Consider the following 14087-nt stretch of genomic DNA (forward strand, 5'->3'; position numbering starts at 1 on the left):
AAGGGCTCGCCTCCTGTGTGGTGCCCCCGGGCGCCGATGGCTACGGCGGCCGCGCAGGGGCACGGGTTGGGCGGGGCGGACGTCCCCACGGATCTGACGCGGATCGCCCGCCCTGCGAAGTCTGGGGCCGGCTCCCGCGCGACGGTTGCCGCGGCGGGGAGCCGGTGGTGCGGTGGTACCGGGTGGTGCTGGTCGTGCTGGCTCTCGGGTGCGTCACGCCTGGCAGCCGTGTCGCGCGACGGCGCGGGCGCTCCGGGCTCAGACGGTCGCGCGCTCCCCCTGGCAGCGGGTTCGCGCGAGCCGGTCGGGCCCGAGCGGGTCGGCCACCGTCCCGGTGTCGTCGAGCCGGCCCTGCGCCTCACGCACGGCCCGGGGGGGCGACGGCGGGCGCAGGTCGGCGACGGCAGCCAGGGCGGCCACCACGTCGTCTGGTCGAACGGCGGGCGTCACCTGCCGGACGACCACGGTCAGTATGGCACAGCCCGCCTCGCCGCCCGCCGTCGCCGCGGCCACCGCGGCCCGGGCGTCGACGTCACGCAGGCCGCTCTTGGTGCGCCGCTCGACGGTGACCTCGTCGCGGGCGAGGAAGGCCGCCAGCGCGCTCGCCAGCTCCGCGGGCGCCACGCCCGGCAGCTCCAGGCGCCACACGGAGGCGTCGATGCGCTCGGCCAGCCCGCCGGTGCCCTCCTGGGCGGCCACGCAGTCGACCACGTCGATGCCCGGGGGCAGCGCCGCGTCCAGCGCCACCCGCACGGCCTCCGGGTCGCAGGGCCGGGTCAGGCCGATCTCGACGTACTCGGCCTCGCTGGCCGCGCCGGTCGGCGCGGCGCCCACGTAGCTGATCTTGGGGTGCGGGCTGAAGCCGGCCGAGAACGCCATCGGCACCTCGGCCCGGCGCAGCGCCCGCTCCAGGGCGCGCGCCAGGTCGCGGTGCGAGGCGAAGCGCAGCGGCCCGCGCTTGGTGTAGCGCAGCCGCAGCTTCTGCACCGTCGGCGGCGGGGGCGGCCCGTCGGGCTGGCGGGCCACGTCAGCGCCCGACGACGGTGAGCGGGAGCAGGCTGCGCCCGGTCGGCCCGATCTGGATCTCGGTGCCGTTGGTCGGGCAGACGCCGCAGTCGTAGCAGGGGGTCCAGCGGCAGTCGCTGACCTCCTGCTCGGCCAGGGCCTCCTGCCAGTCCTCCCAGAGCCACTCCTTGTCCAGCCCGGAGTCCAGGTGGTCCCAGGGCAGGACCTCGTCCTCGGTGCGCTCGCGGGTGGTGAACCAGTCGAGGTCGACGCCGAACGGGGCGAGTTCCTCGGCCGCAGCCGCCGTCCAGCGGTCGTAGGAGAAGTGCTCGCTCCAGCCGTCGAACCGGCCGCCCTCGCGCCACACGCGCTCGATCACGCGGCCCACGCGGCGGTCGCCGCGCGACAGCAGTCCCTCGATCACGCCGGGCTTGCCGTCGTGGTAGCGCATGCCGATCGACCGGCCGATCCGGCGGTCGGCGTTGATGGCCTGGCGCAGCACCTTCAACCGGTGGTCGATGGTCTCCGCGCTCGCCTGCCCGGCCCACTGGAAGGGCGTGTGCGGCTTGGGCACGAACCCGCCGATCGAGACGGTGCAGCGGATGTCCTTGCGGCCGCTGGCCTCGCGGCCGGCGCGGATCACCTCGGTGGCGAGCTCGGCGATCTCGAGCACGTCCTCGTCGGTCTCCGTGGGGAGCCCGCACATGAAGTAGAGCTTCACCTGCGTCCAGCCGTTGGCGTACGCGGTGGTGACCGTGCGGACGAGGTCCTCCTTGGACACCGTCTTGTTGATCACCCGGCGGATGCGCTCGCTGCCGCCCTCGGGGGCGAAGGTGAGACCGCTGCGCCGTCCGTTGCGGGACAGCTCGTTGGCCAGCGTGACGTTGAAGGCGTCGACCCGGGTGCTCGGCAGCGACAGGCCGGTGTTGCTGCCCTCGTAGCGGTCGGCGAGCTCTTTGGCGAGCTGGCCGATCTCGGAGTGGTCGGCGCTGGACAGCGACAGCAGCCCGACCTCCTGGTAACCGGTGGCGCGCAGCCCCTGGTCGACCATCGAGCCGATGCCGGTGATCGTCCGCTCCCGCACCGGGCGGGTGATCATCCCGGCCTGGCAGAACCGGCAGCCCCGGGTGCAGCCGCGGAAGATCTCCACGCTCATCCGCTCGTGCACGCTCTCGGCGAGCGGCACCAGCGGGGTCTTCGGGTAGGGCCACTCGTCGAGGTCCATGACGGTGCGCTTGCCGACCCGCGCGGGGACGTCGTCCCGGGTGCGGGTGACCGACGCGATGGCGCCGTCGGGACCGTAGGAGACGGCGTAGAAGCGCGGCACGTAGACGCCGTCGACCCGGGCCAGGCGGGCCAGCAACTCGACCCGACCCCCGGGCCGGCCCTGCTCCTTCCACGCCTTCACGACGTCGGTGATGTCACCGACGGCCTGCTCGCCGTCGCCGAGGACGGCGCAGTCGACGAAGTCGGCGATCGGCTCGGGGTTGAACGCGGCGTGCCCGCCCGCGACCACGACCGGGTGGGACTCGTCGCGGTCGGCGGCGTGCAGCGGCACCCCGGCGAGGTCGAGGGCCTCGAGCAGGTTGGTGTAGCCGAGCTCGGTGGCGAAGCTGACGCCGAGTAGGTCGAAGTCGGCGACCGCGCGGTGGCTGTCGACGGTGAACTGGCCGACGCCGTGCTCGCGCATCAGCGCGGCGAGGTCGGGCCAGACGGCGTAGGTGCGCTCGGCGAGGGTGTCGGGCCGCTCGTTGAGCACCTCGTACAGGATCATCAGGCCCTGGTTGGGCAGCCCCACCTCGTAGGCGTCGGGGTACATCAGCGCCCAGTGGACGGCGACGTCGTCCCAGGCCTTCACCTGGGCGTTGAGCTCGCCGCCGACGTACTGGATGGGCTTCTGCACCTGGGCGAGCAGCGGCTCGAGGCGCGGGTACAGGGACTGTCCGTTCATGACCCGTCCAGGGTAGACGCGCCCTCCGGCCGCCCCTCCCCCGTCGACGAGATCTGCACACTCGGGGTCTTCCGGGCGGGGAAGGGCCCGAGTGTGCAGATCTCGGCGGGGGTCAGCGCACCCACGCCTTGCTGCCGGGGAGGTTGAGCCGCGGCAGGCCGAGGACGTGCTGGGCGATCATGCCCTTGAAGACCTCGGTGGTCCCGCCGTAGGTGGCCGTGCCCTGGGCGAAGCGGTGCGCGTAGTCGATCACGCCGTCCTCGATCGCGCCGTCGGCCCCGTGGGCGAGCAGCGCCTCCGGGCCCACCAGGTCGACCAGTTCGGCGATGCCGGCGATGTAGCCCAGCGAGCTCTTGTTGCGGCCCATCGGCCCCGGGGTGACGCGGATGGCCTCGGTCTCCACGACCAGCCGGCCGAGCCGGTCGAGGAACGCGGGGTCGTCGGCCACGAGGGTGCCGTCGGGCCGGTGGGTCCGCTTGGCCCAGCGGGCGGCGGCGTCGATCGCGGCCTCGAACTCCCGGGTGCCCATGGTCATGCCGACGTCGGACAGCCCGTCGTCCGGCCGGCCGGCGCCGTGCTCGGCCGACAGGGGGCCCTGCAGGGTGGCCCAGCCCGCGTTCACGTCGCCCATCCGGTACGTGTCGGAGACGTGGACGTCGGTGTAGTAGACCGCGTTGGTGCGCTCGCCGCCGTAGGTGTGGATCGCCTGGATCTCCACACCCGGGCTGTCCAGCGGCACGAGGAACATCGTCAGGCCCTTGTGCTTGGGGGCCTCGGGGTCGGTGCGGGTGATCAGGAACGTGTACTGGCAGTTGTGCGCCCCGGTGGTCCACAGCTTCGAGCCGTTGAGCACCCACTCGTCGCCGTCGCGGACCGCACGCAGCGTCGCCCCGGCGATGTCCGACCCACCCTCGGGGTCGCTGTAGCCCAGGCAGAACCGCACCCGGCCAGCCGCGACCTCCGGCTTCAGGCGCGCCGCCAGCTCCGGGTCGGCCGACAGCTCGACCGCGGCCCAGACGAGCCCCGTCGTGCTGTGGGTGACCATCGGGACGTGGCGCCGGGACAGCTCCAGCGCGAGGATCCGCTGGCAGACGCGGTCCAGGCCGGCGCCGCCCTCGGCGACCGGCCAGTCGGGGAAGAGCCACCCCTTGCTGCCCAGCGCCAGGTGCACGCCCTCGTCGAAGCCGTCACCGGTGCGCCGCTCGTGCTCGTGCACCTCCTCGGTGACGATCTCGTCGAGGAAGGTGCGCACCTCCTTCTGGAACTGCTCCTGCTCGGCGGTCAGCTCGACGGTCGCGAAGTCCATGTCCGTTCCCCTCTCAGACCGCGGCCAGCAGTGCCCGCGCGACCGCGCGGCGGTCGGCGCCCGGGTCCCCGCCCAGGACGCTCCAGCCCTTGGCGCGCAGGAAGAAGAGGCTGATGTCGGCCTCGACGGTGAAGCCCAGGCCGCCCTGCGTGTGCGCCGAGACCCAGGTGGCCTCGGTGGCGGCGTGCGCGGCCTGGACGAAGGCGGCCAGCGGCAGGTCCGGGCGGGTCTGCGGTTCGTGGGTGGCGTACCAGGCGGCCTTGCGGACGAGGTTGCGCGCCCCGGAGATCTCGGTGACGACGTCGGCGAGCGGGAACGCGACCCCCTGCAGGGACCCGATCGCCACCCCGAGCGTGCGACGGGTCTTCGCGAACTCGACGCCGAGGTCCAGCGCGGACTGCGCGATGCCGACCAGGGCTGCGCCGGTCAGCAGCTTCCACTCGGCGACGGCGGTGCGGAACAGCGCCTCGGCCTCGGCGCCGGTCGCGAGCACGGTCCGCTCGCCGGCCGCCGGGTCGAACCAGGCCAGCGGGGTCGAACCCTGGTTGGGCACGTGCGCGGCCGGCTCGGCGAGCGTGTGCAGGGTCAGCCCCTCGGCCGACCAGGCGACGACGTCGCGGGCGACGGCCGCGTCGGGGACGAGTTGACGGTTGGTGCCGACCACGGGCTGGAAAGCCACGGTGACGACCCGCTCGCCCTCGGCCGCGGCGGCCAGCAGCTCGTCGGCCCGGCCGGTGCGGGCCAGCAGCCGCGAGGCGACGACGTGCGAGACCAGCGGCACCGGCGCGACGACCCGGCCGAGCTCCTCGGCGACCAGGACGAGGTCGACGAGCGTGGCGTCGTCGCCGCCGGCGGCCTCCGGCAGGGCCATCGAGGTGGCGCCCATGGCGACCACCCGCTGCCACAGGTCGGGGTCGAAGCCGAGCGGCTCCGCGCTCCGCACCCGCGAGGAGGGCACCTGCTCCCGGAAGAACTCGCCGAACCCCTCGTGCACCGCCTGCTGGTCGTCGTCCAGGCGGAAGTCCTGGCGCCGCAGCTCGAATCGTTCCATGGCTCTAAATGCATCACATGGACGCCTCGGGCGACAAGGGTCCTGCGGCGGGTCGGCCGGAACGACGAGGACCCGCGCCCGCCGGTCGGCGGGGCGCGGGTCCTCGGAGGGTCGGGGACTACAGGTCAGGGAAGAACAAGCCGATCTCGCGGGCCGCCGACTCCGGGGAGTCCGACCCGTGGACGATGTTGCTCTGCACCTCGAGGGCGAAGTCGCCGCGGATGGTGCCGGGGCCGGCCTTGACGGGGTCGGTCGCGCCGGCCAGCGCGCGGAACGCCTCGATCGCCCGCGGGCCCTCGACGACGAGCGCCAGCAGCGGGCCGCCGGTGATGAACTCGACCAGCGACGGGAAGAACGGCTTCTCCCGGTGCTCGCCGTAGTGCTGCTCGGCGACCTCTCGGGGCAGGGTGCGCAGCTCGGCGGCGACCAGGCGCAGGCCCTTGGCCTCCAGCCGCGAGATCACCTCGCCGACCAGGCCGCGGGCGACGCCGTCGGGCTTGACGAGGACGAGGGTGCGTTCGGTCACGGAGCGGCAGCCTAGCCACCGGCCCCCGGCGGCTACCGTGGGCCCGCACCTGGCGGACCGGACGGAACGGACGGAGGGCGTCGATGACGGTGGACGGCGCCCTGGCCCACGCGCCGGCCGACGTGGGCCTGCTCCGCCTCGACGTCGAGGGCGACGTCGCATGAGGTGCGAGCTCGCGCTCACCACGGACTCCCGCTGGACGGCGGGGACCGACGAGCTCGCGGCGGCCGCCGCGGCCGCCGGGTTCACCGGCATCGGGCTGGGGCCCGACCGGCTGTCGGCGCCCGGCGTGGCCGACGTCCTGGCGGCCGCGGGCGTCCGCTGCACCGAGGTGATGGCGCTGATGGTGTCCCGCAACGAGGAGCGGACGCTCGCGTCGGCCCGGCAGCTCGCCGCCGCGGCCGACGCGGTGGGCGCCCCCTGGGTGCTCACCGTCCCGGCCGCGCCGCCGTCGCCCGAGAGTGCGGCGCTGCTGGGCCGGTGCGCCGACGTGCTCGCCGAGGCCGGCGCGCGGCTGGCGATCGAGTTCAGCCCGCTGGGCGTCGTCACCTCGATCGCCGCCGCCCGCGAGCTGGTCGCCGCCGCCGACCCCGGGCGCACCGCCGTCATGATCGACACCTGGCACTTCAGCCGCGGGGACAGCACCTGGGCCGACCTCGAGGCCATCCCGCTCGAGGAGATCGCCTACGTGCAGTTCGACGACGCGCCGGAGGCCGTGTCCGAGGACGGCTTCGCCGAGACGATGGACCGCCGCGTCTGGCCCGGCGAGGGCACCTTCGAGCTCGAGCGCTTCGCCGGCACGCTGCGCGAGCGCGGCTGGTCGGGCACGGTGAGCGTCGAGGTGCTCAACGCCGAGCTGGTCCGGCTGCCCGTGGCCGAGTTCGCCCGCGCCGCCCACGACACCACTGCCCGCTACTGGAGCTGACGCCACCCGGCCCGGTGGAGTGCGGGAGCGCAGGTTCCCCGCACTCCCGCACTCCACTCACGAGGCGGGGGCCCAGAGGTCGCAGTTCGCGTCGGCGGCCACGTCGACCGGCCCGACCCCGCCGGCCGATGCCAGGTCCAGCCCCTGCACGTCGGCCGGGGCGGCGTAGGGCTCCCAGGTCGGCACGCCGTCCCCGTTCGGGTCGCCCGTGGCGGCGAAGTTGGTCCAGTACCGGACCATCGTCGTCGCCAGCTCCTGCTGCTCGGCGGTCAGGCCGTCCCCGAACAGACCCGGGAACAGGAAGGGCAGCTCGCCGGCGTGCTGCGCGCCCTCGTCGTAGCGGTCGGCCGGGAAGGAGAACGGCGGGTTCGCGAAGTCGAACAGCGGGTCCGCGGTCCGGTCGCGGAACTGGTAGGCGTAGACGGGCTCACCCCCGTCGCCGCCGAACGTCTCGTAGGCGTCGACGTGGTCGCAGGTCGACAGCGCGCTGCCGGTGTCGCTGACCACCGCGGCGAGCACGCGCAGCGGCGAGCCGTGGTCGGCCAGCGGGTAGCGCCGGGCCACCTCGGCGGCCCAGTCCCCGAACCGCGCGGCGAGCACGGCGTCGTAGTTCGCCGGGTCGAGCAGGCCCGGCAGCTCCGCGGCGGGGATCCGCAGCGGGGTGAACAGCGTGTTCTCGTCCCGCAGGTTGCCGTGGACGACGGGGACGCGGTTCCAGTCCCCGGAGGCGATGGCGTCCCCCGGCTGGACCGGGAGCGACGAGCCGCCGACGACGAACTCGCCGCCGGTGGCCGGCCACGCGGCCAGCAGGGACTCCACCGGGACGCCCTGCAGGCAGTCCACGACGGCCTGGCCCGTGCCGGTGCACCCCACCCCGCCGGCCACCCCGGCGCCGACCTGCTCGGCCTCGGCGAGGGTGGAGTACTGCGCGGTGCAGGTGTAGCTCTGGGCGATCGCCTTGGCGAACAGGCCCTCCGCGCTCGGGGAGGCGAGCTGGGCGCACACCGACGAGGCGCCCGCGGACTCACCGAACACCGTCACGTTGTCCGGGTCGCCGCCGAAGGCCTCGACGTTGGTCTGCACCCAGCGCAGCGCGGCCTGCTGGTCGAGCAGCCCGGCGCTGCCCGAGCCGGCCTCGCCGATCGCCGCCGAGAGGTCCGCCTGGGCGAGGAACCCGAACGGGCCGAGCCGGTAGTTGACGGTCACGACGACGACGTCGCCCTCGAGCGCGAGCGCGCTGGCGTCGTAGTTGGCGCCGCTGCCGGTGCGCCACGACCCGCCGTGGACCCACACCATCACCGGGAGGTCGGAGGCCGCGGCGTCGAGCCCGGCGGGGGTCGTCACGTTGAGGAACAGGCAGTCCTCGTCGGTCGAGGCCTGGGGGTTGGTCGCGCCCGCCGCCTGGGGGCAGGGGCTGCCCGGGGCGGTGGCGTCCCGCGTCCCCTCCCACGGCTCGGCCGGCTCCGGCGGCCGGAAGCGCAGCTCGCCCACCGGGGGTGCGGCGAAGGGGATGCCCTGGAACGTCCGGTACGCGTCGTCGACGACCGTGCCGCGGAGCCGGCCGTCGGCGGTCTCGACGACCTCGGACACCTCCGCGGACGTGGCACCGGCGGTGGCGGAGCCGCCCGCGCCGTCGGCCGCGTCACCGTCGTCGTCGCCGCCGCTGCAGGCGCCGAGGGCGAGGACCCCCGCCGTCAGGACGGCGCCCACGCGCAGGGTGAGCCGGGACCGGTGCGCGACACTGCGCAAGGGGACCTCCACGTCGTCGGGCCGACGCGGTCCGCGTTGACCGACGAGGGCATCCGGTACGGGCGAGTCTTGCACGGGCCGGCCACGGGTTCCCGGCGACACGGACGGCGACACGGACGGGACCCGGTCGCGGCGGTCAGCCGGCCGGCGGCGCCTCGCCGTCGTCCCCCGGCGCGACGGGCTCGCCGAAGGGCGAGCCGAGCAGCTCCTTGCGCACCTGCAGCAGGTAGAGCCAGATCAGCAGGAAGACGCCGCCGACGACGAACATGACGCTGTTGAACAGCCCGGTCAGCATCAGCGGCCCCTGCAGGACCGTGCCGGCCATCAGGCCCCACGGCCGGCGCTGCACTCCGCTGGCCAGGACCAGGGCGGCGGCGAGCACGAGCAGCGTGGTCAGCCGGAAGGCGTTGAGCCCCTCGCCGCTCTGCGCGATGCCGCGCGGCACGAAGAGGACGGCGATGCCCTCGAGCAGCAGGATCGCGGCGGCCGCGCCGCGCAGGGCCTTCGCCGCTCTGACCGGGTCGGGCGCGGTCACGCCGTCGTCCCGCCGAGGATCGTGCGCGCCTCGCCGGCGGTGATGACGCTGCCGGTGACCAGGACGCCGGAGCCGCCGAGGGCGTCGTCCGGCCCGGCCTCGGCCAGCTCGATCGCCTCGGTGATGGCGTCGGGCAGCCGCGGCGACACGCTCACCCGGTCGGCGCCGAAGACGTCGACGGCGAGCGCGCCGAGCTCGTCGGCCGGCATCGCGCGCGGCGAGACGTGCTGGGTGACCACGAGCTCGGCGCACAGCGGCTCCAGCTCGGCGAGCATCCCGGCGACGTCCTTGCCGCGGACGCAGGCCACGACGCCGACCAGCCGGGTGAAGTCGAAGGACTCCCGGATCGCCTCGACCGTGGCGGCCATGCCGGCGGGGTTGTGCGCAGCGTCGACCAGCACGGTCGGCGAGGTGCGCACCCGCTCCAGCCGGCCCGGTGAGCGGACGGCGGCGAAGGCGGCGCGGACCGTCTCGACGTCGATCGGCCCGGTGGTCGCGCCGGCGCCGAGGAACGCCTCGCCGGCGGCCAGCGCGGTGGCGGCGTTCTGCGCCTGGTGCGCCCCGAACAGCGGCAGGTAGACGTCGTCGTACTCCCCGCCCAGGCCCTGCAGCCGCAGCTGCTGCCCGCCGACGGCGACCTTGCGCTCGAGCACGCCGAACTCGGTGCCCTCGCGGGCGACCACGGCCTCCACCTCGACCGCCCGGCGGACCAGCGCGTCGAGCGCCGCCGGCTGCTGCGCGGAGAGGACGGCGATCGCGTCGGGCTTGATGATCCCGGCCTTCTCCCCGGCGATGGTGCCGACGTCGGGCCCGAGGTACTCGGCGTGGTCCAGCGCGACGGGGGTGACGACGGCGACCCGCGCGTCGACGACGTTGGTGGCGTCCCAGCGGCCGCCCATGCCGACCTCGATCACGGCGACGTCGACCGGCGCGTCGGCGAACAGTGCGTACGCCAGGCCGACCATCACCTCGAAGAACGACATCGGGTGCTCGCCGCCGGCGTCGACCATCTGCACGTAGGGCGCGATGTCGTCGTAGGTCTCCACGAAGCGCTCGGCGCTGACCGGCTCGCCGTCGAGCACGACCCGCTCGCGCAGCGACTGCAGGTGCGGGCTGGTGAAACGACCGACGCGCAGCCCGAAGCCGCGCAGCAGCTCGTCGACCATCCGCGCCGTCGTCGTCTTCCCGTTGGTGCCGGCCACCTGGACGACCGGGAACGCCCGGTGGGGGGAGCCGAGCAGGTCGACGAGGGCGTTGATGCGGGTGAGGGAGGGCTCGAGGCGGGTCTCGGGCCACCGCGCCAGCAGCTCCCGCTCGACCCGGGCCATGCCACCGGTGCTGCTGCTGCTCATCCGTCCCAGGATGCCAGCCGGGCGGTTCCTAGACTGAGGCACATGGCTGCCGACACCTCGATCCCGGACACCCCTGCCGCGGGAGCGACGGTCGACGTACCCGAGAAGCCGACGCTCGACGGCCTGGAGGACAAGTGGACCGGCCGCTGGGCGGCCGAGGACACCTACGCCTTCGACCGCGCGGCCGCGCTGGCCGCGCCCCGCGAGCAGGTCTACTCGATCGACACCCCGCCGCCGACCGCGAGCGGGTCGCTGCACGTGGGGCACGTGTTCAGCTACACCCACACCGACATCGTCGCCCGCTACCAGCGGATGCGCGGCAAGCACGTCTTCTACCCGATGGGCTGGGACGACAACGGCCTGCCGACCGAGCGGCGGGTGCAGAACTACTACGGCGTCCGCTGCGACCCGGGGCTGCCCTACGACGCGGACTTCACGCCCCCGGAGAAGCCGGGCAAGGACCAGCAGCCGGTCTCCCGCCGCAACTTCGTCGAGCTGTGCGAGCGGCTGACGGAGGAGGACGAGAAGGCCTTCGAGCAGCTGTGGCGGCGGGTGGGCCTGTCGGTCGACTGGAACGTCGTCTACCGGACCATCTCCGCGTCGTCGCGGGCCACCGCGCAGCGCATGTTCCTGCACAACCTCGCCCGCGGTGAGGCCTACGCGCAGGAGGCGCCGACCCTCTGGGACGTCACCTTCCGCACCGCCGTCGCCCAGGCCGAGCTGGAGGACCGGGAGCGGCCGGGCGCCTACCACCGGGTGGCCTTCGCCGGGCCGTCCGGCCCCGTCCACATCGAGACCACCCGGCCGGAGCTGCTGCCGGCCTGCGTCGCGCTGGTCGCCCACCCCGACGACGAGCGCTACCAGCCGCTGTTCGGGCAGACCGTGCGCACGCCGCTGTTCGGCGTCGAGGTGCCCGTGGTCGCCCACCGGCTGGCCGAGCCGGACAAGGGCTCGGGCATCGCGATGATCTGCACCTTCGGCGACCTCAACGACGTCACCTGGTGGCGGGAGCTGCAGCTGCCGACCCGCGCCGTCATCGGCTGGGACGGCCGGTTCGTGGCCGAGGCGCCCGACGGCGTCCCCGCCGACGTGTACGCCGAGCTGGCCGGGAAGACGTCGTTCAGCGCCCAGCAGCGGATCGTGGAGATGCTGCGGGAGTCCGGCGACCTCGAGGGCGAGCCCCGGGCGATCACCCACCCGGTGAAGTTCTTCGAGAAGGGCGAGCGCCCGCTGGAGATCGTCACCACGCGCCAGTGGTACATCCGCAACGGCGGCCGGGACGCCTCCCTGCGTGAGGCCCTCATCGCGCGGGGCCGGGAGATCCAGTGGGTGCCCGAGCACATGCGCCACCGCTACGAGAACTGGGTCGAGGGCCTCAACGGCGACTGGCTGATCAGCCGCCAGCGGTTCTTCGGCGTCCCGTTCCCGGTCTGGTACCGGCTCGACTCCGAGGGCCAGCCCGACTACGCCGACCCGATCGTGGCCGACGAGGCGTCGCTGCCGGTGGACCCCTCCTCCGACGTGCCGGAGGGCTTCGACGAGTCGCAGCGCGGGGTGCCCGGCGGGTTCGTGGCCGACCCCGACGTGATGGACACCTGGGCGACGTCGTCGCTGTCGCCGCAGGTCGCCTCGGGCTGGGACACCGACCCGGAGCTGTTCGCCAAGGTCTTCCCGATGGACCAGCGGCCGCAGGCGCACGACATCATCCGCACCTGGCTGTTCTCGACCGTCGTCCGCTCGCACTTCGAGTTCGGCGCGGTGCCGTGGTCGCACGCCACGATCTCCGGCTTCGTCGTCGACCCCGACCGCAAGAAGATGTCGAAGTCCAAGGGCAACGTCGTCACGCCGATCGACGTGCTCGAGCGGTACGGCACCGACGCCGTGCGCTGGCGGGCGGCCGGCGCGCGGCCGGGCGCGGACTCGCCGTTCGACGAGGCGCAGATGAAGGTCGGCCGGCGGCTGGCCATGAAGATCCTCAACGTCGGCCGGTTCGTGCTGGGCCTGGGCGCCTCGTCCGCGCTCGGGGCCGACGCGGTCACCGAGCCGATCGACCGCGGGCTGCTGGCCGGCCTCGCGTCGGTGGTCGAGGAGGCCACCGCCGCGATGGAGGCCTACAACTACACCCGCGCGCTCGAGGTCACCGAGGCGTTCTTCTGGACCTTCTGCGACGACTACGTCGAGCTGGTGAAGTCCCGGGCCTACGGCGACGACGAGGCCGCCCGGTCGGCGCAGGCCGCGCTCGCGGTCGCGCTGTCGGTGCAGCTGCGGCTGTTCGCGCCGGTGCTGCCGTTCGTGACCGAGGAGGTCTGGTCCTGGTGGCAGGCCGGCTCGGTGCACCGCGCGTCGTGGCCGGTCGCCGCCGAGCTGCCCGCGGGTGGCGACCCCGCGGTGGTGTCGGTGGTGGCCGAGGCGCTGGCGGCGGTGCGCAAGGCCAAGTCGGAGGCCAAGCAGTCGATGCGGGCCGACGTGGAGTCGGCGACCGTGACCGCGCCGGCCGAGCAGGTGGCGCTGGTCGAGGCCGGCCGGGCCGACCTGGCCTCGGCCGGGCGGATCGCGGAGCTGTCGGTGGCCGCCGGCGACGGCCCGCTGTCGGTGGACGTCGTCCTGGCGCCGGTCGCGACGGAGGGCTGAGCGCGTCTCAGCGGATGCGCCTGACGCCGCGGGATCCGCCCAGTCCTGCGGCGTCGGCGCACACGCTCGCCGTCAGGCGGCGGTCTCGTGGGCCCAGGACGGCGCGGGGCCCATCCCGAGCCGCCAGCGCGCCGCCTCCTCCGAGGGGCTGAAGCGGCCGAGCGCCAGGCGCAGCCCGCGCAGCTGGGCGCGGGTGACGGCGAGCTGCGCCGCACCGCCGCGCCCCCGCCCGGGCACCCCGGCGCACCCGGCGACCGCGGGCGACACCACGTACGCCGCGGCGCCGGAGAGGCCGCGGTAGACCAGCCGCTCCGGCGCGCTCAGGCCGGGCGGGGCGGCCAGGAACTCGCGCAGGTGGTCGGGGACCGGGCGCAGCTCGTGGCGGTGGGCGGCCAGGGCCTCGGCCAGCTCGGCCGCGGTGGCCGGCAGGTCGGTGGCGCCCAGCGCTGCGGCCGCGCGGGCCCACTCCCCCACGTAGGCGTCGGGCCACCCGCGGCCGAACCGCGGGGTCAGGTCGCTGCCCACGGCCTGCTGGGCGGCGAGGAACGCGTCGGTGAAGGCCAGGTGCACCCAGCGCAGGAGCGCCGGGTCGGACGCCGAGTAGGCCCGGCCGTGCACGCGGCCGCGGACCCGCGTGTGCATGCCGCGCACCCGCGCCGCCTCGCGCTCGGCGAGCTCCGCCGAGCCGAAGGTGCTGACCACCAGCCAGCGGGCGGTGCCGGCCAGCCGCTTCCACGGGTCCTCGCGGTAGGCCGAGTGCCGCTGGACGCCGGCCAGCGCCAGCGGGTGCGCGCCCTGGCCGAGCAGCGCCGCGACGCCGCCGACGAGCGTGGACAGGTCGCCGTGCACCCGCCAGACCACGCCGTCCGGCTCGAACCAGCCGGGTCCGGTGCCGACGCGGGCGATGTCGCGGACCCAGTCGGGCGCCCCCGTCGGGTCACCGGAGACGCGGGCCCGGAACGCCTCCCGCGCCTGCTCGGGCAGGGAGGTCAGGGGGCGCACCCCTCCGAATGTGCCACGCCGGATCGCGAGCCGCCGACCGGCAACGCGGCTGCC

11 protein-coding genes are annotated in these 14087 nt (G+C 74.8%); 2 read left to right on the forward strand and 9 right to left on the reverse strand.

Going from position 1 to position 14087, the window contains the following annotated elements; genetic code table 11:
• Positions 1 to 258: 258 nt before the first annotated feature.
• From ACI8AX_RS06210 to ndk, 5 genes are all read right to left on the reverse strand, one after another.
• Complete coding sequence (locus ACI8AX_RS06210; protein ID WP_456548914.1) at positions 259 to 1026, reverse strand: TIGR03936 family radical SAM-associated protein; 768 nt, start codon at positions 1024 to 1026, stop codon at positions 259 to 261.
• 1 nt (position 1027) lies between these two features.
• Complete coding sequence (locus tag ACI8AX_RS06215) at positions 1028 to 2956, reverse strand: TIGR03960 family B12-binding radical SAM protein (RefSeq protein WP_456548915.1); 1929 nt, start codon at positions 2954 to 2956, stop codon at positions 1028 to 1030.
• A 112-nt stretch (positions 2957 to 3068) separates the two neighbouring features.
• Complete coding sequence (locus ACI8AX_RS06220) at positions 3069 to 4262, reverse strand: acyl-CoA dehydrogenase family protein (protein ID WP_456548916.1); 1194 nt, start codon at positions 4260 to 4262, stop codon at positions 3069 to 3071.
• A 13-nt stretch (positions 4263 to 4275) separates the two neighbouring features.
• On the reverse strand, positions 4276 to 5313 hold the full coding sequence (locus ACI8AX_RS06225; RefSeq protein ID WP_456548917.1) for an acyl-CoA dehydrogenase family protein: 1038 nt from the start codon (positions 5311 to 5313) through the stop codon (positions 4276 to 4278).
• A 118-nt stretch (positions 5314 to 5431) separates the two neighbouring features.
• On the reverse strand, positions 5432 to 5839 hold the full coding sequence (gene ndk, locus ACI8AX_RS06230) for a nucleoside-diphosphate kinase (protein ID WP_456548918.1): 408 nt from the start codon (positions 5837 to 5839) through the stop codon (positions 5432 to 5434).
• A gap of 160 nt (positions 5840 to 5999) precedes the next feature.
• Here ndk and ACI8AX_RS06235 point away from each other — a divergent pair, with 160 nt between their 5' ends.
• A complete protein-coding gene (locus ACI8AX_RS06235) occupies positions 6000 to 6764 on the forward strand; it encodes a sugar phosphate isomerase/epimerase family protein (protein ID WP_456548919.1) in 765 nt (254 codons plus the stop codon).
• 57 nt (positions 6765 to 6821) lie between these two features.
• Here the strand turns inward: ACI8AX_RS06235 and ACI8AX_RS06240 are convergent, their stop codons facing one another.
• The 3 genes from ACI8AX_RS06240 to ACI8AX_RS06250 form a co-directional block, all read right to left on the reverse strand.
• On the reverse strand, positions 6822 to 8513 hold the full coding sequence (locus ACI8AX_RS06240) for a carboxylesterase/lipase family protein (protein WP_456548920.1): 1692 nt from the start codon (positions 8511 to 8513) through the stop codon (positions 6822 to 6824).
• Positions 8514 to 8649: 136 nt separating this feature from the next.
• The gene (locus ACI8AX_RS06245) at positions 8650 to 9048 is read right to left on the reverse strand and encodes a DUF4233 domain-containing protein (protein ID WP_456548921.1); all 399 of its coding nucleotides are present in this window, start codon (positions 9046 to 9048) and stop codon (positions 8650 to 8652) included.
• Complete coding sequence (locus ACI8AX_RS06250; RefSeq protein ID WP_456548922.1) at positions 9045 to 10400, reverse strand: bifunctional folylpolyglutamate synthase/dihydrofolate synthase; 1356 nt, start codon at positions 10398 to 10400, stop codon at positions 9045 to 9047. The genes ACI8AX_RS06245 and ACI8AX_RS06250 overlap by 4 nt, the downstream gene beginning before the upstream one ends.
• A gap of 42 nt (positions 10401 to 10442) precedes the next feature.
• Here ACI8AX_RS06250 and valS point away from each other — a divergent pair, with 42 nt between their 5' ends.
• Positions 10443 to 13031 carry a valine--tRNA ligase gene (valS, locus tag ACI8AX_RS06255; RefSeq protein WP_456548923.1) on the forward strand — a complete coding sequence of 863 codons (2589 nt, stop codon included), beginning with the start codon at positions 10443 to 10445 and terminating at the stop codon, positions 13029 to 13031.
• A 72-nt stretch (positions 13032 to 13103) separates the two neighbouring features.
• Here valS and ACI8AX_RS06260 read toward each other — a convergent pair whose 3' ends face one another.
• On the reverse strand, positions 13104 to 14033 hold the full coding sequence (locus ACI8AX_RS06260) for an oxygenase MpaB family protein (protein WP_456548924.1): 930 nt from the start codon (positions 14031 to 14033) through the stop codon (positions 13104 to 13106).
• Positions 14034 to 14087: the final 54 nt, after the last annotated feature.

The organism is Blastococcus sp. SYSU D00813 (assembly GCF_054050735.1).